The following is a 21,817-nucleotide window of genomic DNA, read 5'->3' on the forward strand; positions in this document are numbered from 1 at the left end:
GTTGAAGCCGTACGACGGCCAAGTGGACGTACCGCAACGCCTTCGATCTGGGTATGTTCCTCGCCGTCAGGGCAGCCACCGAGTCCTCGAGGAGTCGAGACCCGTGTCGGAAAACAAAGATCAGAAGTTCGTCTACGACTTCACCGAGGGCAACCGCGACCTCAAGGACCTTCTCGGCGGCAAGGGAGCCAACCTCGCCGAGATGACCAACCTGGGTCTCCCGGTCCCTCCCGGCTTCACCATCACCACCGAGGCCTGCAAGGTCTACCTCGAGAGCGGCGAGGCCCCGGCCGCGCTGCAGGCCGAGGTCAGCGCCCACCTCGAGGCGCTCGAGCAGAAGATGGGCAAGAAGCTCGGTCAGTCCGACGACCCGCTGCTGGTCTCCGTCCGGTCCGGCGCCAAGTTCTCCATGCCCGGCATGATGGACACGGTCCTCAACATCGGCCTCTCGGACGAGTCCGTCACCGGTCTCGCCGCCCAGGCCGACAACGAGCGCTTCGCCTGGGACTCGTACCGCCGCCTGATCCAGATGTTCGGCAAGACCGTCCTCGGCGTCGACGGCGAGCTCTTCGAGGAGGCCCTCGACGAGGCCAAGGCCGCGAAGAAGATCACCGTCGACACCGACCTCGACGCCGCCGACCTCAAGAAGATCGTCAAGACCTTCAAGAAGATCGTCGCCAAGGAGGCGGGCCGCGAGTTCCCGCAGGACCCGCGCGAGCAGATGGACCTCGCCGTCCGCGCCGTCTTCGACTCGTGGAACACCGACCGCGCCAAGCTGTACCGCCGCCAGGAGCGCATCCCCGGCGACCTCGGCACCGCCGTCAACGTCTGCTCCATGGTCTTCGGCAACCTCGGCCCCGACTCGGGCACCGGCGTCGCCTTCACCCGCGACCCCGCCAGCGGCCACCAGGGCGTCTACGGCGACTACCTGCAGAACGCCCAGGGCGAGGACGTCGTCGCGGGCATCCGCAACACCGTGCCGCTCGCGGACCTGGAGCAGATCGACAAGAAGTCGTACGACCAGCTCATGGGCATCATGGAGACGCTCGAGACGCACTACAAGGACCTGTGCGACATCGAGTTCACCATCGAGCGCGGCCAGCTGTGGATGCTCCAGACCCGCGTCGGCAAGCGCACCGCCGGTGCCGCCTTCCGCATCGCCACCCAGCTCGTGGACCAGGGCCTGATCGACGAGGCCGAGGCCCTCCAGCGCGTGACCGGCCACCAGCTCGCCCAGCTGATGTTCCCCCGCTTCGACGAGAGCGCGAAGGTCGAGCTCCTCGGCCGCGGCATCGCCGCCTCCCCGGGCGCGGCCGTCGGCAAGGCCGTCTTCGACTCCTACACGGCCGTCAAGTGGTCCCGCTCCGGCGAGAAGGTCATCCTGATCCGCCGCGAGACCAACCCTGACGACCTGGACGGCATGATCGCCTCCGAGGGCATCCTGACCTCCCGCGGCGGCAAGACCTCGCACGCCGCCGTCGTCGCCCGCGGCATGGGCAAGACCTGTGTCTGCGGTGCCGAGGAGCTGGACGTCGACACCAAGCGCCGCCGCCTGACCACGTCCGCCGGACAGGTCATCGAGGAGGGCGACGTCGTCTCCATCGACGGCTCCACCGGCAAGGTCTACCTCGGCGAGGTACCCGTCGTACCCTCCCCGGTCGTCGAGTACTTCGAGGGCCGCATGCACGCCGGCGCCGACGACGCCGACGAGCTCGTCCAGGCCGTCCACCGGATCATGGCGTACGCCGACCGGGTCCGCCGCCTGCGCGTCCGCGCCAACGCCGACAACGCCGAGGACGCGCTGCGCGCCCGCCGCTTCGGCGCCCAGGGCATCGGCCTGTGCCGCACCGAGCACATGTTCCTCGGCGAGCGCCGCGAGATGGTCGAGCGCCTGATCCTCGCGGACACCGAGTCCGAGCGCGAGGAGGCACTCAGTGCCCTCCTGCCGCTGCAGCAGAAGGACTTCGTCGAGCTGTTCGAGGCGATGGACGGCCTGCCCGTCACCGTCCGCCTGCTCGACCCGCCGCTGCACGAGTTCCTGCCCGACATCACCGAGCTCTCGGTGCGCGTCGCCCTCGCCGAGGCCCGCAAGGACCACAACGAGAACGACCTGCGCCTGCTCCAGGCCGTGCACAAGCTGCACGAGCAGAACCCGATGCTGGGTCTGCGCGGCGTCCGCCTCGGCCTGGTCATCCCCGGCCTGTTCGCCATGCAGGTCCGCGCGATCGCCGAGGCCGCGGCCATCCGCAAGGACGCCAAGGGCGACCCGCGCGCCGAGATCATGATCCCGCTCGTGGGCACCGTCCAGGAGCTGGAGATCGTCCGCGAGGAGGCCGACGCGATCATCGCCGAGGTCGAGGCCGCCACCGGCACCGAGCTCAAGCTCTCCATCGGCACGATGATCGAGCTGCCCCGCGCCGCCCTGACCGCCGGCCAGATCGCCGAGGCCGCGCAGTTCTTCTCCTTCGGCACGAACGACCTGACCCAGACCGTGTGGGGCTTCTCCCGCGACGACGTCGAGGCCAGCTTCTTCACCGCCTACCTGGAGAAGGGCATCTTCGGGGTCTCGCCCTTCGAGACCATCGACCGGGACGGCGTCGGCGCCCTCGTGCGCCACGCGGTCAAGGAAGGCCGCGCGACCCGCCCCGACCTGAAGCTCGGCGTCTGCGGAGAGCACGGCGGCGACCCGGAGTCGGTGCACTTCTTCCACGAGGCCGGCCTCGACTACGTCTCCTGCTCGCCCTTCCGGATCCCGGTGGCGCGCCTGGAGGCCGGCCGGGCCGCCGCGGAGGCCCAGGGCAGCGACAGCCGCTGAGACTGCGGCCGGGCCGCCCACGGGCCGCCCGGCCGCCCACAACGGGCCGGTGGCGCGAACCGCCGGCCCGGGCGGGTGGCACGAACCACCCGTCCCCGGCCACCCGTCCTGTCATCCCTGACCAGACGGGACGGGCAGGCCGCCCACGGAACCGTCCCCCGCTCACCCGACCCTCATCGAGCGGAGGACGGTTCCGGCATGCCCGGAGGCGGGAAACGCGATATCGGGGTGCGCCATATCCGGCATATCCAAAAAGATGCGGAATTCAACCAGCAGGCGGCGGGCGGATCCCCACCCGCCCGCCGCCTCCTGTCAATCAGCCGGACACGTCGGCGCTTCCCGGTGCGACCGACCGCCAGGCCCCGCAAAGCCCCCCACGGCCTTCGCGGAGCGTTTCCGGTCGCCCCGGAGTGTGCCCGGCGGAGTACAGCATTTCGCTTGTCACGCCCTCGCCGAAAGGGGTTTCAACTGTGGCCGAAAGGGCGTGGTGACGTCGCGTGACGGTGTGCATACTCGTGGGGCGGGGGGATTGCGGTTGCACAGTGTGGGGGTTCAGTGCTGCGTATCCATTTCACTGGAGTGGACCTGGCACGGGTGAGGATGGCGGGGAGACCCGATGCGTTGTGGGAAACGATTCTTAGTTTTCATCGCTTAAGAGACCGGCGAGATGCCCGCCTGTTCGGTGAATGGCGTACGGAAACTCGTACCCGGTTGAATGGTGAAACACGCCTGCTGGGTGCGCTGATACCGATCCGGGGCTATTTCCCGGACTTTCTGACGCCCGCCGAGGGCCGGTACGGCGTGGACCTGGGCCTCGACGCCCTCCGCGGCACCCGTGCCTCCCGCCTGCGCGGAGAGCTGGCCCGGGTCGGTGCCGGGGCCCCGATGGTGCCGCGGCTGCGGGAGCTCGCCGAGGGCGGCACCGAGCAGCTGGGCCGGCTGGTCACCGAGCTGCGGGCGTACCACCGGGTCGCGGTCGAGCCGTACTGGACGCACATCCAGGCCCAGATCGAGGCCGAGCGCGCCGCCCGGGGCCGGGCGCTGCTGGACGGAGGGGCGGACGAACTGCTGTCCTCCCTGCCGCCGATGCTGCGCTGGCGCTCGCCGGTGCTGGAGTGCGACTACCCGGTCGACCGGGACGTCCGTCTGCGCGGGCGCGGGCTGCTGCTCCAGCCGTCGTTCTTCTGCCGGCGTACGGCGGTGACGCTGGCGGATCCGGAGCTGCCCCCGGTGCTGGTCTACCCGGCCGCCGCGCAGCTGAGCTCGGCCGCCACGCCGCGCGGGGCGGACCCGGGCACCCATCGCACCCTGGGCAAGCTGGTGGGCCACACGCGGTCCGTGGTCCTCCAGGCCATCGGCGACGGGGCCACCACCAGCGAACTGGCCCGCCGCGCCGGGGTCTCGCTCGCCTCGGCGAGCCAGCACGCCTGCGTGATGCGGGAGGCCGGGCTGGTGACCACGCTCCGGCACGGCAACGCCGTCCTGCACACGGTCACCCCACTGGGCGCGGCCCTCCTCAAGGGCGGGGCCGTGGCCTCCTGAGCCGCCGGCCCGCCCACGGCAACCACGGGCCGGGGCGGGGCGGCACAAGGGCGTGGCCCCGGCCGGGGGAGTCCGGCCGGGGCCACGTCCGTCCACGGTCAGGTGCGGAAGGGCCCCGTCACCTCGTACGTGATGCCGCCGGACGAGCTGCCGCTCGTACCGCGCTGGCTGGAGAAGTACAGCCGGTTGCCCGCGGGCGAGAAGGCCGGGCCGGTGATCTCGGAGGAGGACTGGCCGGTGATCCGCAGGAACGGCGCCACCACGTCGTCCGGGGTGATCACGCAGATCTCCATGTTGCCGCCGTCCTCAGCGACGTACAGGTCGCCGTACGAGGAGCCCGTGACGTTGTCGACGCCGGTCAGCGGGGCGCCCCCGCCGACCACCAGCGAGTCGTCGTAGGCCAGCTCGTAGGTGCTGTTGGCCAGGTTCAGCTGCCAGACCCGGTTGTCGCCCTTGGTGGTGAACCAGACGGTGTCGTTCGCGTAGTGGCAGCCCTCGCCGCCGTTGAACCGCTTCGCGCCGGAGACCTGGTTGCGGGTGGCGGTCGGCGACCCGTCCGGGTCCGGCACGTTCTGCCAGGTGAAGGAGCCGGACGTGGCGGTGCCGGCCTTCAGGACCTGGAGGGTGCCGGCGGAGAGGCTGCCCCAGGTGTTCGGGACGAAGCGGTAGAAGCAGCCGTCCGACTCGTCCTCGGTCAGGTAGACCACCTGGCGCACCGGGTCGGCCGCGGCCGCCTCGTGCTTGAACTTGCCCATCGCGGGCCGCTGGACGGCCGCGTTGACGCCGAACGGGTCGGTCTCGTAGACGAACCCGAGGCTGACCTCCTCGCAGGACAGCCAGGTGTTCCACGGGGTCTTGCCACCCGCACAGTTCTGCCGGGTGCCGGAGAGGATCCGGTACGCGGAGGTGACCGTGCCCGAGGAGTTGAAGCGGACCGCGCTCGCCCCGCCGGAGGGGTTGATCTCGGAGTTGGACACGTAGATCCAGCCCGAGCCGTCGGCGAAGCACGCACCGCCGTCGGGGGCGTTGTGCCAGGTGTACGAGGTGCCGCCGACGGTCTGGCCGGAACGGGCGATCACGCGGCTGGTGAAGCCGCCGGGCAGCATGATCCCGTTGGCGTCGGCCGGGTTCAGGGCCCCGTAGGGCCCCGGGCCGGGCTGGGCGGGCGCGGCGTAGGCCGCGCCGCGCATGAGCGTGCCGCCGAAGGCGGCGGCCGAGGAGCCGATGACGGCGCCGCGCAGGAAGGTACGACGTTCCACGGTCACTCCTGGTGGGGAGGGAGCGCCCCGCGGCCCGGGACGGCCACGGGGTCGCGCGCCGAGGAACCTAGGCGTCCGGAATTGACGTGGCGTCAACGCCGGGTGTCCCGGGGGCGACCGCAGGCCTACGGACTCCGGGGTGGCGGAGCCTGCTGCGACCACCGGGCGCCCACCACCGCCCGGCACGCACCGGCGTACGCCCCTCAGCCCCCCAGCAGCTCCTTCAGCGCGGCCGGCCCCCCTCCTCCGCGCCGGCCAGGGACCTTCGACCCTGGGCCCGGCAGCGGGCGAGGAGGAGGCTGGGGGCATGAACCACCACCGTGCCGACATCGCCGGCCGGGCCGACCTCGAACGCCTGCTGCGCCGCTTCTACACCGCGGCCTTCGCGGACCCGCGGATCGGCCCCTTCTTCACGGAGATCGCCGGCACCGACCTCGGCGTGCACCTCCCCCGGATCACCGACTTCTGGGAGCGGGCCCTGTTCCGCACCGCCGACTACCGGCGCAACGCCTTCGCCCCGCACGCCGCCCTGCACTCGGTGCGCGGCATGACCGCCGCCGACTTCGGCCGCTGGGTCCAGCTCTGGCACGCCACCGTCGACGGAGCGCACCGGGGACCGAACGCCGAGCGGGCCAAGGTGCAGGGCGAGCGGATCGCCCTCACCCTGCACAGGCGCCTCGCCGGTCCCGGGGCCTCCCTGGCGGGCGCGGAGAACCGCGGCTTCATCCCTCTGGCCGCCCTGCAGCTCCGTTCCGCAGCCTGACCCGGACCGTCGCACCCAGTCTGACCTGCGGATACGCCGCCACGAAAAAATCTTCGAGAAAATTCACCGGCGGGCGATGAGTTCCGGGACGGCCCCCGGTCTATCTCTCTGAAACCGCCGCCCACGAGGGCGGCGGACGGGAACACCGAGAGAGAAGAGACGGCCGATGTCCGCCACCATGATCTTCGTCAACCTGCCGGTCAAGGACCTGGACGCCGCCAAGGCCTTCTGGGAGAAGCTCGGCTACTCCTTCAACCCGCAGTTCACCGACGAGACGGCCGCCTCCCTGGTCATCAGCGACACGATCTTCGCCATGCTGCTGACCGAGGAGAAGTTCAAGGAGTTCGCCACCAAGCCGGTCGCCGACGCCTCCAAGACCACCGAGGTCATGGTCGCCCTCAGCGCCGAGAGCCGCGAGAAGGTCGACGAGGTCGTGGAGGCCGCCCTCGCCGCCGGCGCCGTCGAGCCCCGGCCGGCCATGGACATGGGCTTCATGTACGGCCGCGCCTTCGAGGACCTGGACCACCACGTCTGGGAGTACGTCTGGATGGACCCGGCCGCCATCGGGGGCTGAGCCGGCGCCCGAGCGACCGGCACCCCGGGCACCCCGCGCCCCGGGACGACGGATGCCCCCGGGCGGTCCGGGACCGCGCCTCCTCGGCGGCCCCGGACCCGACCCAGGGGTCAGGCCGTCCGCACCTCGTACGTGCGGACCGCCACCCCGTCGTCGTCCAGGCAGCGCCCCGACTCCAGGTCGAAGCGCTGCTTGAGCAGCGGCGAGGCCACGAAGGGGCGCCCCGCGTCGGAGCCCAGCAGCCCCCGGGACAGCACGTGGGCGCCGGTGAACGGGTCCTGGTTGCAGATCGCGTACGCGCGGCCCGCCCGGTCCAGGAACAGCGCCGCCTGGCTGCCGTCCGGCAGCAGCGCCGCGACCCCGCGTCCCGGTGTCAGCGCGGTCAGCTCGCAGACCGGCACCCAGTCCTCCCCAGTGCGCAGTTCGACGGTCATCGGGCCGTGCTCCCTTCCAGCGGGCGGATGGTGAGGATCTCCAGGTCGGGCTTGACCTGGTCGCGCTCGGGCACGAACTTCACGGTCGGGTCCGGCGCCCCCGGAGCGTTGACGAAGGACACGAAGCGGCGCATCCGGTCGGGGTCGTCCAGGGTCTCGGCCCACTCGTCGCGGTAGTGGGACACGTGGGCGGCCATCAGGGACTCCAGCTCCGCGCACAGCCCCAGCGAGTCGTGCACGACCACGTCCCGCAGGTGGTCCAGGCCGCCCTCCAGCCGCTCCAGCCAGGTGGAGGTGCGCTCCAGGCGGTCGGCCGTGCGGATGTAGAACATCAGGAACCGGTCGATCAGCCGGACCAGCTCGGCGTCGGACAGGTCCTGCGCCAGCAGGTCCGCGTGGCGGGGCGTGGCGCCGCCGTTGCCGCCGACGTAGAGGTTCCAGCCGCCGGCCGTGGCGATCACGCCGAAGTCCTTGCTCTGTGCCTCGGCGCACTCGCGGGCGCAGCCGGAGACCGCGGACTTGAGCTTGTGCGGGGCGCGCAGGCCCCGGTAGCGCAGCTCCAGGTCGATGGCCATCCGTACGCTGTCCTGGACCCCGTACCGGCACCAGGTCTGGCCCACGCAGGACTTCACCGTCCGCAGGGCCTTGCCGTACGCGTGGCCCGACTCGAACCCGGCGTCGACCAGGCGGGTCCAGATCGCGGGGAGCTGGTCGACGCGGGCGCCGAACAGGTCGATCCGCTGCCCGCCGGTGATCTTGGTGTAGAGGCCGAAGTCGCGGGCCACCTCGCCGATCACGATCAGCTTCTGCGGGGTGATCTCGCCGCCGGGGATCCGGGGCACCACCGAGTACGAGCCGTTGCGCTGCAGGTTCGCCAGGAAGTGGTCGTTGGTGTCCTGGAGGGCCGCCTGCTCGCCCGCCAGCACGTACCCCTCCGCGCCGATGGTCGGCGCGAGCGAGGCGATGATCGAGCCGACCGCCGGCTTGCACACGTCGCAGCCCTCGCCGCCGCGCGCCGCCTCCCGCCCGTGGCTGTCGAGGAGTGCGGCGTACGAGGTCACCCGCAGGGTGCGGACGATCTCGTACAGCTCGGCGCGGGTGTACTTGAAGCAGCCGCACAGACCCTGGTCGCCGGCCTGCGGCAGCAGCTGGCCGATCACCTTCACGCAACTGCCGCAGCCCGTGCCCGCCTTGGTGCACTTCTTGACCTCGGGCAGGGTGGCGCAGGCGGCGATGGCCTTCTTCGTGACGTTGTGGCAGGAGCAGATGATCGCGTCGTCCGGCAGCGAGGCCGGGCCGAGGGCGGCCGGGGCGCCGATCCCGGCGGGCAGCACCAGCTGCTCGGGGGCGGCCGGCGGCACCGAGCCGGTCAGCGGGCGGAGCAGCCCGTACGAGTCGGCGTCGCCGACCAGCACACCGCCGAGCAGCGTGCCGTCCGCGGCGACGACCAGCTTCTTGTAGACGCCCGAGCGGGAGTCCGAGTAGACCACGTCGAGGCAGCCCTCGGTGGTGCCGTGGGCGTCGCCGAAGGAGGCCACGTCCACGCCCAGCAGCTTGAGCTTGGTGGACAGGTCCGCGCCCGTGAACGCGCGCTCCGCCGTGCCCAGCAGGTCCTCGGCGGCCGTCTGGGCCATCTCGTAGCCGGGCGCGACCAGTCCGTAGACCCGGCCGTCCACCGCGAGGGCGCACTCGCCGATCGCGTACACGTGCGGGTCGGAGGTGCGGCAGCGGGCGTCGACGGCGATGCCGCCGCGCTCGCCGACGTCCAGGCCGCAGTCGCGGGCCAGCTCGTCGCGCGGCCGGACGCCCGCCGAGAACACCACCAGCTCGGTCTCCACGGTGCTGCCGTCGGACAGCTTCATGCCGGTCACCGAGCCGTCGGGGCCGGTGACGACCTCCTGGGTGCCGGTGCCCGTGTGGACCGTCAGGCCCATGTCCTCGATCGTGCGCAGCAGGGCTGCGCCGCCGCCCTCGTCGACCTGGACCGGCATCAGGCGCGGGGCGAACTCCACGATGTGGGTGGTCAGTCCGAGCCCTTGGAGGGCGCCGGCGGCCTCCAGGCCCAGCAGGCCGCCGCCGACGACCGCGCCGCGGGTGCGGCCCTTGGCGTACTCCTCGATCGCGAGCAGGTCCTCGATGGTGCGGTAGACGAAGCAGCCCGGCGCGTCCTTGCCCGGCACGGGCGGAACGAAGGGGTACGAGCCGGTGGCCAGCACCAGGGTGTCGTACGGCACGACCCGCCCGGAGCGGGCGGTCACCGTCCGGGCCGCGCGGTCGACGGCGGCCGCGGGGTCGCCCAGGAGCAGCTCGATGCCGTGCTCCGCCATGAACCCGTCCGGGGTCATGGACAGTTCCTCCGGGCTGGTGCCGGAGAAGTACGAGGTGAGGTGGACCCGGTCGTACGCCGGGCGGGGCTCCTCGCAGAGCACGACGACGCGGTGCGTCGCGGTCAGTCCGCGTTCGGCGAGCGCTTCGAGGTAGCGCTGGCCGACCATGCCGTGCCCGATGAGCACGATCGTGGGCTTGGGGGCGGGGTTGGCCATCTCAGGAGCCTCCGTCGTCGGTGAGCAGGTGGAGCAGTGGATTCCGGTGGGAATCCGGTGGCGGGTCCGGCAGGGGTTCGTCGCTCTCCCAGGTACGGGCGAGGGCGCCCACGGTGGAGAGCTCGCCGAGCAGCACGCCCCCGACGAGGCGGTCGCCGCGGACGACGACCTTGCGGTAGGTGCTGCGGGTGGCGTCGACCAGCCGGACGACGTCGTCGCCGGGCTGGGGCGTGGTCTCGCCGAAGGCGGCCAGGTCCAGGGGACGTTCGCCGGTGGCGAGGGTGAGGCGGGTGAGGGCACGGGTGCCGGTGTAGCGGGGGGCGGTGGGGGTGGGAGGGGTCTGGGGCCGGGCCAGGGCGATGGGGGCTGCGCCGGTCAGGGTCCGGGCCAGGGCGTCGGCCTGTTCCAGCGCCGGGCCGGCGAGCCCGTACACCCTTCCGTCGTGCTCGGCGCAGTCGCCGATCGCGTACACGTGCGGGTCCGAGGTGCGCAGCGCGTCGTCCACGACGATGCCGCGGCGGGTCTCGATGCCGGCGGCCTGCGCGAGGCCGACGCGGGGCCGGACCCCGCAGGCGATCACCACCAGTTCGGCCTCCAGCCGGTAGCCGTCGCCCAGCTCCACGGCGGTCACGCGGCGGGGGGAGGCGGTGGGGGCGGGGCCGGTCGCCTTGGGGCCGGCAGGGGCGGAGGGGGCGGTGATCAGGCCGCGGACGCGGCACTCGGTGTGGACCTCCACGCCGAGGGCGGTCAGGTGGCTGCGGACCAGCCCGCCGGCCTCCTCGTCCAGCTGCCGCTCCATCAGCCGCGCACCCTGCTGGGCCAGCACCACCTGCGCCCCGCGGGCGGCCAGCGCCCGGGCCGCCGAGACGCCCAGCAGGCCCCCGCCGATGACCACCGCGCGCAGCCCGGGGCGCATCGCCGCCGAGAGGGCCAGGCAGTCGTCCATGGTGCGGAACGGGTGCACGCCGTCCGGCAGTTCACCGCCGCCCGGCTCGAACAGGCCGCGCAGCGGGGGCAGCACCGGGTTCGACCCCGTGGCCAGCACCAGGTCGTCGTACGGCAGGACCGCGCCGTCGTCGCAGTGCACCTCCCGGGCTCCCCGGTCCACGCGCACCGCGCGCACCCCCTGCCGCAGCACCGGGCCGGGGGAGGGGAGGGCGGTGACCTCGGGCGCGTACCGCCCGGCCAGCACCTCGGCGAGCAGCACCCGGTTGTACGGGGCGTGCTGCTCCTCGCCGAGTACGGTCACGGACACGGCTGGGGTGGCTGCGGCGGTGGCTGTGGCTGCGGCGGTGGCTGTGGCTGTGGCTGTGGCGGTGCCCGGGGCCGGGCCGGGGGCCGTGCCCGGGGCCGTGGAGGCGGCCGTGAGCCGCTGGGCCAGGCGCAGGCCCGCCATTCCGCCGCCGATCACCACCACACGTCGCGAGGTCATGTCAGGAGACTGCGGGCCCGCTGTTTCCCCACCGCATCCCCTCTGTTTCCCGCGGGGAACGCTGCCCTCCCGGGGGGTGTCCGTCGGGTGTGAGGGTCTTCCGGGGCCGGTTGCGGGGGCCGTGACGTGGGCGGTGACGAGGGCTGTGACGAGGTGTTCCGGTGCGGCGCGTGGGCACCGGGACGAGGCGCGGATCAGGGGCCGATGAGGTACCGGATGAGGGGTGGTTTAACGCTCCCTCAAGCCCGGCTTAAGGATCACCACACCCCCTCTGACCTGGCATAGCGTGCCCCGCATGAGATCCGCCCCCGCGCGCCTGCGCACCGGGTTGCTCGGCGGGGCCGGTGGCGTGTTCGCCCTGTGGGCCGCCCAGGTCCGGCCCTCCGCACGACTCGATGCGCTCTTCGCCACCGCCGCCCACCTGACCGGCCTGCTCGCCGGGTACGGGGTGCTGGCGCTGCTCTTCCTGATGGCGCGGGTGCCCGCCGTGGAACACGGGGTGGGCGCGGACCGGCTGGCCCGCCTGCACGCCCTCGGCGGCCGGTGGGTGCTCGGGCTGTGCCTCGGACACGGGCTGTTCGCCCTGTGCGGCTACGCCGTCCACACCGGGTCCGACGTGATCGGCGCCGCCGTCGCGCTGCTGGGCTACCCGGCGCTCGCGGCGGCCGCGCTGGGGGCGGTGCTGCTGGCCGCCGTCGGGGTGACCTCCGCCAGGGCCGCGCGCCGCCGCCTGCCCCACGGGACGTGGCGCGGGGTGCACCTGCTGACGTACCCGGCCGTGGCGCTGGGTTTCGGCCACCAGCTCGCCGGGCCGGATCTCGCGTCCGTCCCGCCGGTGGCGTGGTGCTGGGCGCTGTTGCACACGGCCGTTGCCGTGCTTCTGGTCTGGTACCGGGCCGTGGTGCCCGTACGGCAGGCGCTGCGGCACGGGCTGCGGGTGGCCGGGGTGCGTGCCGAGGGGCCCGGTGTGGTGTCCGTGACGGTGATGGGGGAGGGGCTGGCGGAGCTGCGGGCCGAGCCGGGGCAGTTCCTGCGGTGGCGGTTCCTGTGCCGCGGGCTCTGGCACACCGCGCTGCCCTTCTCCCTCTCGGCGCCGGTACGGGACGACACGCTGCGGATCACCGTGAAGGGCCTCGGGCGCCACTCGCGCCGGATCCGCCGGCTGAGGCCGGGCACGCGGGTGCTGGCCACCGGCCCGTTCGGCGCCCTGACCGCGCGCCGCCGTACCCGGCCGAAGGTGCTGCTGATAGCGGGCGGGGTCGGGATCACCCCGCTGCGCGCCCTCTTCGAAACGCTGCCCGGCGGGCCCGGGGAGCTGACCCTGCTCTACCGGGCGGGCGACGCCGGGCAACTCGTGCTGCGGGGCGAGCTGGAGGCCATCGCCGCCGAGCGGGGGGCCGGCCTGCACTACCTGCTCGGGCCGTCGGACGCCGCGTACGACCCGCTGGCGCCCGGAGCCCTGAGGGAGCTGGTGCCCGACCTCGACGCCCACGACGTCTACCTGTGCGGCCCGCCGGGGATGGCCCTGGCCACCACGAACTCGCTGCGCCGGGCCGGGGTGCCGGCCGCGCGGATCCATTCGGAGTGCTTCGCGTACTGAGCTGCGCCGACGCCGCCGACCCCGCCGGCCCCCTGCGCCCATCCCGCGCCCCCGCAACCCCCGCCGCCGGCCCCCAGCGACGCCCCTGCCGGTCATCCCCGGCGACGACTTCACCGATCACCCCCGCACCCGGAAGACGAGGACATGGCCCGCCACCGCAAGCCCCCCACCGCGCCCGCCCTGCTGCGCAGGGCCCTGGCCGCCGTACCGCCCGCGCAGCGGCTCGCGGCGGCCCTCGCCCTGGCCAGCGCGCTCTCGGCGACCGCCGTCACCGCGTTCGTCGACCCGGCCGCGCCCGCCGCCCCGGACCGCGCCCCGGCGGGAACCTCAAGCCTTGCGCAATTCTCGCGGGATTGATGGACGCTGCACCGATCCCGTCCATAGGGTCGCGATCATGCCCGACATATCGCTGACCATGACCGTCCTGCTCTGCCTCGCCGCACTCGGCGCGGGCTGGGTCGACGCCGTGGTGGGCGGCGGCGGGCTCATCCAGCTCCCCGCGCTGATGCTCGGGCTGCCGTCCTCCCTTCCCCCCGCCTACGCCCTGGCGACGAACAAGGCCGTCAGCATCGTGGGCACCTCGGGCGCCGCCGTGACGTACGTGCGCAAGACGCCGGTGGACGTGAAGCTCTCCGTCCGCATCGGCCTGGCCGCGCTGGCCGGGTCGATGGGCGGCGCACTGCTGGCCGGCGGCATCAGCAAGGACGTCCTGCGCCCCGCGATCATGGTGATCCTGCTGCTGGTGGCGGCCTTCGTGATCTTCAAGCCGTCGTTCGGCAGCGCACCCGCCACCGGCCCGGTCACCCGGCAGCGCGTGCTCCTGGCCATCCTGCTGGCCGGTGGCGGCATCGGCTTCTACGACGGGCTGGTCGGCCCGGGCACGGGCACGTTCCTGGTCCTCGCGCTGACCGCGCTCCTGCACCTCGACCTGGTGACCGCCTCCGCCACCACGAAGATCGTCAACGTGTGCACCAACCTGGGCGCGCTGGTGATGTTCTCGTACCAGGGCTACGTGCTCTGGCAGCTGGCCGCCCTGATGGCCGTCTTCAACCTCGCCGGGGGCATGATCGGTGCCCGCATGGCGCTCAAGAAGGGCAGCGGCTTCGTCCGAGGCGTGCTGCTCAGCGTGGTGTGCGTACTGGTGGTGAAGCTCGGGCTGGAGCAGTGGGCCGCCGCGTGAGCCGTGGGCGCCTCTCAGTACGTGCCCGTCAGATGCGCGAACACCACCACGTTCCCCCGGTACCCGGTGCGGGCCGAGAAGCCGCCGCCGCAGGTGATCACCCGTAGCTCGGCGCGCGGCGCGGGCCCGTACACCCGCGCGTCAGGGAAGCGCCCGGCCTCGTACACCTCGACCGCGTACACCGTGAAGACGGCCGTACGGCCGTCCGCGCGCCCCACCTCGATCGCGGCCCCGCGCCGCACCGCGCCCAGGTCGTAGAAGACGGCGCGCCCGTCGGCGTGGTCCACGTGACCGGCCACGACCGCCGTCCCGGTGGCTCCGGGCGGGGTGCCGTGCCGGTACCAGCCGGCCACCCCGGTCCGCTCGGGCGGCGGGACCTCCAGGCGGCCGTCGCGCTGGAGACCGAGGCCGACGAGCGGGGCGTCCACCCGGACCGAGGGGATCCGGATGCGCAACGGCGGGGCGCCGGGCAGCGGGGCGATGGCCGCGCCGTGGTCCGCGGCACGGGATCCGAGGGCCTCCGAGAGGGCGGGCTGCGGCGGGCGCACCGTCTCCGACGAGCCGCTGCCGATCAGCCAGATGCCGGTGCACGCGGCCAGGGCGAGCAGCCCGCAGCGGCGGGCGGTGCGCGGGTCCCGGTGCATGCGGCCCCCTCGGTCTGGGCGGTGCCGCCGCCCGGCCCCGGCTCTCTCGGGGCGGGCGACGGCGGGAGGTACCGGTGGGATTCCGGGGTACCGCCGGGATCCGTGGGATCCGGGGTACCCGTGGATCCCGTCAGGCCCGCGTGCCGCTCGCCCGGCGACGCAGGGCCCAGGTACCGCCGACGGCGGTCGCGGCCAGTACGGCCACGCCCGCCGCGATCCTGGCGGGGTCGGCGGAGGTCGTCGTACCGCCGCCCACGCCGGTCTGTACGTGGCCCTGCGGGCCGCGTTCCGTGACGATCAGGTCCCCGGTGGCGAACTTGCCGTTGGTGCAGGTGGCGCCGATCGCGTAGGTGCCGGGGCGGGTGTCGTGCGCGACCCGGAACTGGCCGACCGCGTCCTCCTTGTGGGTGGAGGGGGCCAGCCGGAAGCGGCCGCCGCCCACCGTCGTGGCGTCGCCGTCCGCCGTACCGCCGGCGCCGCAGGCCGTGGTGTTCACCGTGACGGTGGCGCCCGGGGCGGCGGACTTCGGGAAGATCTCCAGCACGGCGAACTCCCCGGCGAAGGCGCCGGTGACCGGGGCCAGCAGGGCGGCGGCGGTCAGCAGGGTGCCGGTCAGCAGACGGGTGCGCATATCGCTCCTCGGGGGCGGTCTCTCCCTTCAGAGGAGAACGGCCCCGGGCCGGTGCGGCCACCGCACGCCCCCGCCGCCCGGCACCCGGTGCGTTGGCTTTCCGCAGGTCAGCCGCGGGCCGCTCACCCGGTCGGGGAGAGGAGCACGGGGCGCGCCGTTCGGGTGAGGAGGGCCACCGCGGCCCCGCGCCGCCCCGGGCCCCGCGCTGCCCCGGGCCCCGGGTCGCGGACAGCTCACGGACCCGGCAGGTGGAGGGTGGCCCGGGCGCCGCCCTCCGGAGGGTTGGCGAGGCGGACCCGGGCGCCGATGACCGCGGCCTGGCCGAAGGCGATGGTGAGGCCCAGGCCCGTGCCCTGCCCGCGCTCCGGGGCACCCGTCATGAAGCGCTGGGGGCCGTGCCGGAGGAGGGTTTCCGGGAAACCGGGGCCGTGGTCGGCGACCGCGACCTCGGCCCCCGTGGCGCTGGGCGTCACCGTGACCGTGATCGCGCTGCCGCCGTGGCGGGCCGCGTTGACCAGCAGGTTCGTCAGGATGCGCTCCAGACGGCGGGAGTCGGTGCGTACGGGGAGCGGGTCGGCCGGGAGGCAGACGGCGGCCCGTACTCCCGAGCGGTGGACGGCGGCCGTGACCAGCGGCCCGAGGGGCTGGACCTCGAGCGCCGGCCGTTCCCGGGCCGCGTCCAGGCGGGCCACCTCCAGGAGGTCTTCCGTCAGGGTGCGGAGGGCGGCCACCCGGTTCCGTACGAGTTCCGTCGGGCGGCCCTCCGGGAGGAGCTCGGCGGCGGTGTGCAGGCCGGTCAGCGGGGTGCGCAGCTCGTGGGCCACGTCCGCCGTGAAGCGCTGCTCCGCCTCCAGCCGTCGCTGCAGGCTGGCGGCCATCGTGTCGACGGCCGAGGAGAGTTCGGCCACCTCGTCCCGGGTGCCCGGGACCCCCGAGGGGCCGATGCGGGCGTCGAGCTCGCCCTGGCTGATCCGGCGCGCGGTCTCGGCCGCGTTCCGCAGGTCCTTGCTGAGCCTGCCGGCCAGCAGCGCGCCGCCGACGGCCGCCAGGCCCACGACGCCGGCCGTCGAGACCGCCAGTTGCCGGTCCAGATCGGTCAGCTCCTGGCGTTCCACCCGGAGCGACTGCTTCACGGACAGGACGTGACTGCCCCCGATGGGGCGGGCCGCCCACACCGCGGGGTCCGGTCCTTCCAGGCGCAGGAACGTCGTGCGCTCGCCCGCCAGGGCCGCCTCGCGCAGCGCGGCCGGCAGGCGGGGGCAGTCGATGGCCGCCTCGGTCTCGTCGTTCCCGTCCAGCCGTCCCGTCACCTCGTACAGCTGCCGTACCCGGATCAGCTGGCCGGTGGCCGCCACCCGCGCGGCGTCGGCCACCTGCCGGGTGCGCGCCTCGTGGATCAGCACGCCGATGGTGACCGCCACCAGCGCACAGCCCACCGCCAGCAGCACCGCGATCTTCCACCGCAGGCCGAGCGCCCGGAGGGAGCGGCGGCCGCGCAGGAAGAGGGCCCTCACAGGTCCGCACCCTTGCGGTAGCGCTTCTCGTCGCTCACCACCGACAGCCGGCGGCCGTCCCAGCGGTAGCGCACCGCCTGCTCGGCCCCGTCGTTCGCCGCCGTGCGCACCAGCAGGTCGTGTTGCAGCGCCTCGACGGCCATCCGCCGGCCCGACGTGTAGAGGACCGGCACGACCCTGCCGTCGCGCGCCGTGTAGACGGCGATCGCCGACCGGCCGCTCTCCAGGTCCGCCCCGATGACCAGGTCCGGCTTCCCGTCGCCCGTCAGGTCGTGCAGCACCGGCGGGCGGATGCCCGCGTGCCCCGGCCCGCTGATCATCCCGCGCGCCAGGAAGGGCTTCATCCGCTTGTCGGCCCGCAGCACCTCCAGCGGATCCACCGCCGCCATCCCGCCGGCCGGCACCGCGGGCCCGTCCGGCAACGGCTCGGGCGGCGGCTGCCGGGTGGCCGCGGCCGCCCCCGGCGCCTCCGGTGACCCGATCGCCCACGCCGGCCACAGCTCCTCGGGGCGCGGCTGGGCGGACACGGCGGGCGCCGGCTCGCCGACGCCCAGACCCCCGGGCGCGGCGCAGCCGCCGAGGGCGAGGAGGACGGCGGACACGGCGAGGGCCGGGGCGGCGGCGCGGATTGCTCTGATCATGGTGGATACGGGGAGGGGGTGGGGGGACGGGCCGCAGCCGGGGCCGCGACAATCGACGGTGACGGCGCCCGTCACGGGCACCGGGACGTTGTGTGACAGCTGCGCGGACGAGCCGTTCTCCGGCCCGGCCGCGGCACGCCGCTGGGGGTTCCGGCCGGGGCCGGACCTCCCGTTGTAACCGAGGGAGGAACCCCGTGACATCGGTCGAACGGCCAGTCCTGACGGTGCTGACCACCGTCGACTCGGCGGACGCCGCCCAGGCCCTGGCCCGGCTCGCGGTCGAGGCGCGGCTCGCCGCCTGCGCGCAGGTCTCCGGCCCGGTGACCTCCGTCTACCGCTGGAAGGGCGCCGTCGAGACCGCCCAGGAGTGGCAGGTGCTGTTCAAGACCACCGAGGACGCCTACGCCGCCCTGGAGGCCCGGCTGACCGCCGAGCACCCCTACGACACCCCCGAGATCATCGCGACCCCGGTCGTCCGCGGCGCCGCCGGCTACCTCGCGTGGGTCGGCGCGGAGGTCGAGGCCAGGTGAGCGAGGCGGAGCTGCCCTTCTTCGTCTACGGGACGCTGCGCCCCGGCGAGTACAACCACGACCTCTTCCTGCGCGGCCGGACCGCCGCCGAGGAGCCGGCCCGGCTGCCGGGCGCGGTGCTGTACGAGGGCCCCGGCTACCCGTACGCCGTCGAGCTCCCGGCACCGGCCGCCGGCGCGGGCGTCGTGGGCGAGCTGATCACACCGGCCGCCGGGCAGTACCGCGACCTGCTCGACGTACTGGACCGGCTGGAGGAGTACCACGGCCCCGGCCGCCCCCGGAACGTCTACGACCGGGTCCCGCGCCAGGCCGTGCGCCCGGACGGCACCCCCGTACCGGCCTGGGTCTACGTGGCCGCCGGGCCGGTCGCCGCAGAGCTGCGCGCCACGGGCACCCTCATCGCCGGCGGCGACTGGCTGCGCCGCTGACCCTCACTCCACCGGCTCGACGCGCACCGCACAGACCTTGAACTCCGGCATCCGGGAGACCGGGTCGAGCGCCGGGTTGGTGAGGGAGTTGGCGCGCCCTTCGCCCGGCCAGTGGAACGGCATGAACACCGTGTCCGCCCGGATCGAGTCGGTGATCCGGGCCGGCGCCACGGCCCGCCCGCGCCGCGAGACCACCGCGAGCGGCCGGCCCTCCACGGCCCCGATCCGCTCGGCCAGCCGCGGGTGCAGCTCCACGAACGGCCCCGGCGCCGCCCGGTTCAACTCGTCGACCCGCCGGGTCTGCGCCCCCGACTGGTACTGGGAGACAACCCGGCCGGTGGTCAGCAGCAGCGGGTACTCGGCGTCCGGCAGCTCCCCGGCCTCGCGGTGCGCGACGGGCACGAAGCGGGCCAGGCCGTCCTCGGTGGCGAACCGGTCCAGGAACAGACGCGGGCTGCCGGGGTGTTCGGGGGACGGACACGGCCAGAAGACGCCCTGCTCCCGCTCGATGCGCGCGTAGTCGATGCCCGCGTAGTCGGCGGGACCGCCGGCCGAGGCGCGCCCCAGTTCCGCGAACACCTCCGCCGGGTCGGTCGGGAACTTCTTCTCCAGGTCCACCTGCCCGAACTCAGGGCCCAGCCGGGCCGCGAGCCCGTGCAGCAGGTCCAGGTCGCTGCGCACCCCCGGCGGGGGTGTCAGGGCCTGCCTGCGCAGCAGCACCCGCCCCTCCAGGTTCGTCGTCGTCCCGGTCTCCTCGGCCCACTGCGTGACGGGCAGGACCACGTCCGCCATGGCGGCGGTCTCGGACAGCACCACGTCGGCGACGGCGAGGAACTCCAGCGAACGCAGCCGCTCCTCGATGTGCGCGGCCCGCGGCGCGGAGACCACCGGGTTCGACCCCATGAGCAGCAGCGCGCGGGGGCCGTCCCCGGTGCCGAGCGCGTCGAGCAGCTCGTACGCGCTGCGGCCGGGCCCGGGCAGCGAGTCGGCCGGCACCCCCCAGACGCCGGCCACGTGCTCGCGCGCCGCCGGGTCGGTCAGCTTGCGGTAGCCGGGCAGCTGGTCGGCCTTCTGGCCGTGCTCGCGCCCGCCCTGCCCGTTGCCCTGGCCGGTCAGGCAGCCGTACCCGGACAGCGGCCGCCCGGCGCGGCCGGTGGCCAGGCACAGGTTGATCCACGCGCCGACGGTGTCGGTGCCCTTGGACTGCTGCTCGGGGCCGCGGGCGGTGAGCACCATCGCCGACTCGGGTGCGCAGAACATCCGCACCGCCTCCCGCAGCTTCGGCACCGGCACGCCGGTGATCCGCTCGACGAGCTCGGGCCAGTGCGCCATGGCCGCGGCCCGGGCGTCGGCCCAGCCGCTGGTGCGGGCGGCGATGAACTCCTCGTCGGTGCGCCCCTCCGCGACCACCAGGTGCAGCAGGCCCAGGGCCAGCGCCAGGTCGGTGCCGGGGCGGGGGGCCAGGTGCAGGTCGGCCTGCTCCGCCGTACGGGTCCGGCGGGGGTCGACGACGATCAGCGTGCCGCCGTTCTCCTTGAGCTCGGTGAGGTAGCGCAGGGCGGGCGGCATGGTCTCGGCCAGGTTGGAGCCGACGAGGATCACGCAGCCGGTACGGGGGATGTCCTCCAGCGGGAACGGCAGCCCCCGGTCCAGGCCGAAGGCCCGCTGGTGGGCGGCGGCGGCCGAGGACATGCAGAACCGTCCGTTGTAGTCGATCTGCGAGGTCCCCAGGGCGACGCGCGCGAACTTCCCGAGCGCGTACGCCTTCTCGTTGGTGAGACCACCGCCGCCGAAGACCCCGACAGCGTCCGGACCGTGCCCACGACGGACGCGTGCCAGGCCCTCGGCGACGGCGTCGAGGGCCTCCTCCCAGGTGGCCGGTTCGAGCGCACCTGTGGCATGGGTGCGGACCAGTGGCTCGGTGAGCCGGACCCGGGAGGAGAGCACTGCGGGTGCCGTGCGGCCCTTTCCGCACAGCGCCCCCCGGTTGACCGGAAACTCCGGCCGCTCCACCACCGACACCGCCACGCCGTCGCCATCGGGCGAGGGCGCCAGACCCATCCCGCACTGAAGTGCGCAGTACGGGCAGTGGGTGGCGGTGACGGAACCGGGTTCAGTGCGCATGCCGCCAGCGTGCGCCGCAGGTGTTACACCGAACCCCACCCCGCGTTACACCCCAGGTACACCCCCCTCCCGCCGGGGGTGCGGCCCGCGGTGAGGTCCCGGCCCGGGCCGGCTGTGGGCGTGGCTGTGGCTGAAAGGCTCTGCCCGGCGGGCCTTCGTAGCGTGGAATCATCTTCCCGCCCGAAGATCCGCTTCTTAAGCTCCGGGACCATGACCTCTTCATCACCGCCTCCGCCGCCGTCCATCACGCTCGGCAGAGGGGGCCAGCAACTGGTGATGCTCCTCTTGGGAATCTTCTCCGTGCTCGTCGCTGGGGTGAACCTGTTCGGCGCCGATGACGTTTTCGGTGCAGGGCTCTTCGCCTGGTGGCTGCTGATGGGAGCCTGGCTGGTCATCCGCACCCCCCGCGTCGGAGTGCGGGTCAGCGTGGACGGCATCACCGAGCGCGAGCTGTGGCGCTCGCGGCGGGTGCCGTGGTGCGACGTCCAGCTGATCGATGTCGAAACCCAGGGGCTCGGACCGGGGGCGACCGGCGCGCCGAGAGTCGTCCGCAAGAGCGGCGAGCGGCTGCGCTTCACTGCCCTCGCCTCGTACTCCCCCCGCGTGGTCGATTCCGACGTGGCCGTTCTCCAGACCCACCATGGCACCCACCTCTCCGCGTGCCCCGACTGCGTGCCGAGGGACCAGGTCGTCCCGGGCTGATGCCGACCCGTCGGCAGGTGCGTGTATCGACACTGGGGCCCGGTCACGGCGATGTTTCTGGCCACAATGGGCCGTGTGTCGCGCGGCGTGAGGGAGGAACGTGATCGTGGGCGGCTTGTTTCCGGCCACAAGCGGCTGTGTGTCGCGTGACGGCGGGAGCGCGTAGCGATCGTGGGCGGCTTATGAAGGGGCACGGACGGCCCGGGGACGCCGAGACGGGCGGTGGGCCTACGGACGCTGACGCGTCCGCCCCGTGGGGCGGGGCTTGGGGTGGTGCGGGTGGCCGGAGGTCGTGCTGCCGTCTGGAGAGGTGCCTCTGCCTTGGTGCCGGGTGATGGCTGTGGGGGTGGTGGGTGGCTTGTGTTGCTCCGGGGCGTTTTTCGGGGGTTGTCCGCCGAGGGATTTTGCCTTCCGGACCGGGGTGGGCGGTCAAGGGTGACCCGAAGGGTCATCGCGTAGCG

The 21,817-nt window shown here is 73.8% G+C and carries 19 protein-coding genes; 10 read left to right on the forward strand and 9 right to left on the reverse strand.

Annotated elements, in window-relative coordinates; all coding sequences use genetic code 11:
* Positions 1 to 103: 103 nt before the first annotated feature.
* On the forward strand, positions 104 to 2,815 hold the full coding sequence (gene ppdK / locus ACIQUQ_RS34780) for a pyruvate, phosphate dikinase (RefSeq protein WP_403984119.1): 2,712 nt from the start codon (positions 104 to 106) through the stop codon (positions 2,813 to 2,815).
* A gap of 555 nt (positions 2,816 to 3,370) precedes the next feature.
* Positions 3,371 to 4,357 (forward strand): ArsR/SmtB family transcription factor, encoded by a 987-nt coding sequence (locus tag ACIQUQ_RS34785; protein ID WP_403984121.1) that lies wholly within the window; start codon positions 3,371 to 3,373, stop codon positions 4,355 to 4,357.
* Between the two features lie 98 nt (positions 4,358 to 4,455).
* Here the strand turns inward: ACIQUQ_RS34785 and ACIQUQ_RS34790 are convergent, their stop codons facing one another.
* Positions 4,456 to 5,616: an alkaline phosphatase PhoX gene (locus ACIQUQ_RS34790; protein WP_403984123.1), complete on the reverse strand. Its 1,161-nt coding sequence runs from the start codon at positions 5,614 to 5,616 to the stop codon at positions 4,456 to 4,458.
* A 307-nt stretch (positions 5,617 to 5,923) separates the two neighbouring features.
* Here ACIQUQ_RS34790 and ACIQUQ_RS34795 point away from each other — a divergent pair, with 307 nt between their 5' ends.
* Positions 5,924 to 6,379, forward strand: coding sequence for a group III truncated hemoglobin (locus tag ACIQUQ_RS34795; RefSeq protein WP_403984125.1), 456 nt, complete (start codon positions 5,924 to 5,926; stop codon positions 6,377 to 6,379).
* A 166-nt stretch (positions 6,380 to 6,545) separates the two neighbouring features.
* A complete protein-coding gene (locus ACIQUQ_RS34800) occupies positions 6,546 to 6,953 on the forward strand; it encodes a VOC family protein (protein WP_403984127.1) in 408 nt (135 codons plus the stop codon).
* Between the two features lie 110 nt (positions 6,954 to 7,063).
* Here the strand turns inward: ACIQUQ_RS34800 and nirD are convergent, their stop codons facing one another.
* From nirD to ACIQUQ_RS34815, 3 genes are read right to left on the reverse strand one after another with little or no spacing between them, the layout of a single operon-like run.
* The gene (nirD, locus tag ACIQUQ_RS34805; RefSeq protein ID WP_403984129.1) at positions 7,064 to 7,387 is read right to left on the reverse strand and encodes a nitrite reductase small subunit NirD; all 324 of its coding nucleotides are present in this window, start codon (positions 7,385 to 7,387) and stop codon (positions 7,064 to 7,066) included.
* The gene (gene nirB, locus ACIQUQ_RS34810) at positions 7,384 to 9,930 is read right to left on the reverse strand and encodes a nitrite reductase large subunit NirB (RefSeq protein ID WP_403984131.1); all 2,547 of its coding nucleotides are present in this window, start codon (positions 9,928 to 9,930) and stop codon (positions 7,384 to 7,386) included. Before nirB ends, nirD begins: the two co-directional genes overlap by 4 nt.
* Before the next feature lies 1 nt (position 9,931).
* Complete coding sequence (locus ACIQUQ_RS34815; RefSeq protein ID WP_403984133.1) at positions 9,932 to 11,362, reverse strand: NAD(P)/FAD-dependent oxidoreductase; 1,431 nt, start codon at positions 11,360 to 11,362, stop codon at positions 9,932 to 9,934.
* A gap of 295 nt (positions 11,363 to 11,657) precedes the next feature.
* On the opposite strand from ACIQUQ_RS34815, the gene ACIQUQ_RS34820 reads away from it, so the two are divergent.
* The 3 genes from ACIQUQ_RS34820 (at position 11,658) to ACIQUQ_RS34830 (ending at position 14,142) form a co-directional block, all read left to right on the forward strand.
* Positions 11,658 to 12,962 carry a ferric reductase-like transmembrane domain-containing protein gene (locus tag ACIQUQ_RS34820; protein ID WP_403984135.1) on the forward strand — a complete coding sequence of 435 codons (1,305 nt, stop codon included), beginning with the start codon at positions 11,658 to 11,660 and terminating at the stop codon, positions 12,960 to 12,962.
* Between the two features lie 144 nt (positions 12,963 to 13,106).
* Positions 13,107 to 13,319, forward strand: coding sequence for a hypothetical protein (locus tag ACIQUQ_RS34825; RefSeq protein WP_399958132.1), 213 nt, complete (start codon positions 13,107 to 13,109; stop codon positions 13,317 to 13,319).
* 37 nt (positions 13,320 to 13,356) lie between these two features.
* Positions 13,357 to 14,142, forward strand: coding sequence for a sulfite exporter TauE/SafE family protein (locus ACIQUQ_RS34830; protein ID WP_399958129.1), 786 nt, complete (start codon positions 13,357 to 13,359; stop codon positions 14,140 to 14,142).
* Between the two features lie 14 nt (positions 14,143 to 14,156).
* On the opposite strand, the gene ACIQUQ_RS34835 is transcribed toward ACIQUQ_RS34830, so the two are convergent.
* The 4 genes from ACIQUQ_RS34835 to ACIQUQ_RS34850 form a co-directional block, all read right to left on the reverse strand.
* Positions 14,157 to 14,786 (reverse strand): class F sortase, encoded by a 630-nt coding sequence (locus tag ACIQUQ_RS34835; protein WP_403984138.1) that lies wholly within the window; start codon positions 14,784 to 14,786, stop codon positions 14,157 to 14,159.
* 130 nt (positions 14,787 to 14,916) lie between these two features.
* Positions 14,917 to 15,417: a hypothetical protein gene (locus ACIQUQ_RS34840; RefSeq protein ID WP_403984140.1), complete on the reverse strand. Its 501-nt coding sequence runs from the start codon at positions 15,415 to 15,417 to the stop codon at positions 14,917 to 14,919.
* Between the two features lie 233 nt (positions 15,418 to 15,650).
* A complete protein-coding gene (locus ACIQUQ_RS34845) occupies positions 15,651 to 16,931 on the reverse strand; it encodes a sensor histidine kinase (protein WP_403984142.1) in 1,281 nt (426 codons plus the stop codon).
* Positions 16,928 to 17,572, reverse strand: a complete 645-nt coding sequence (locus ACIQUQ_RS34850) for an FG-GAP repeat protein (RefSeq protein WP_403984144.1) — start codon at positions 17,570 to 17,572, stop codon at positions 16,928 to 16,930. Before ACIQUQ_RS34850 ends, ACIQUQ_RS34845 begins: the two co-directional genes overlap by 4 nt.
* Before the next feature lie 194 nt (positions 17,573 to 17,766).
* On the opposite strand from ACIQUQ_RS34850, the gene cutA reads away from it, so the two are divergent.
* The gene (gene cutA, locus ACIQUQ_RS34855; protein WP_403984146.1) at positions 17,767 to 18,102 is read left to right on the forward strand and encodes a divalent-cation tolerance protein CutA; all 336 of its coding nucleotides are present in this window, start codon (positions 17,767 to 17,769) and stop codon (positions 18,100 to 18,102) included.
* Positions 18,099 to 18,530, forward strand: coding sequence for a gamma-glutamylcyclotransferase family protein (locus ACIQUQ_RS34860; protein ID WP_403984148.1), 432 nt, complete (start codon positions 18,099 to 18,101; stop codon positions 18,528 to 18,530). Before cutA ends, ACIQUQ_RS34860 begins: the two co-directional genes overlap by 4 nt.
* A gap of 3 nt (positions 18,531 to 18,533) precedes the next feature.
* Here ACIQUQ_RS34860 and ACIQUQ_RS34865 read toward each other — a convergent pair whose 3' ends face one another.
* Positions 18,534 to 20,654: a molybdopterin oxidoreductase family protein gene (locus ACIQUQ_RS34865; protein ID WP_403984150.1), complete on the reverse strand. Its 2,121-nt coding sequence runs from the start codon at positions 20,652 to 20,654 to the stop codon at positions 18,534 to 18,536.
* Positions 20,655 to 20,864: 210 nt separating this feature from the next.
* On the opposite strand from ACIQUQ_RS34865, the gene ACIQUQ_RS34870 reads away from it, so the two are divergent.
* Positions 20,865 to 21,356 carry a hypothetical protein gene (locus ACIQUQ_RS34870; RefSeq protein WP_403984152.1) on the forward strand — a complete coding sequence of 164 codons (492 nt, stop codon included), beginning with the start codon at positions 20,865 to 20,867 and terminating at the stop codon, positions 21,354 to 21,356.
* The last annotated feature ends 461 nt before the right edge of the window (positions 21,357 to 21,817 follow it).

This window comes from Streptomyces sp. NPDC101118 (genome assembly GCF_044759445.1).
Lineage (GTDB): Bacteria > Actinomycetota > Actinomycetes > Streptomycetales > Streptomycetaceae > Streptomyces.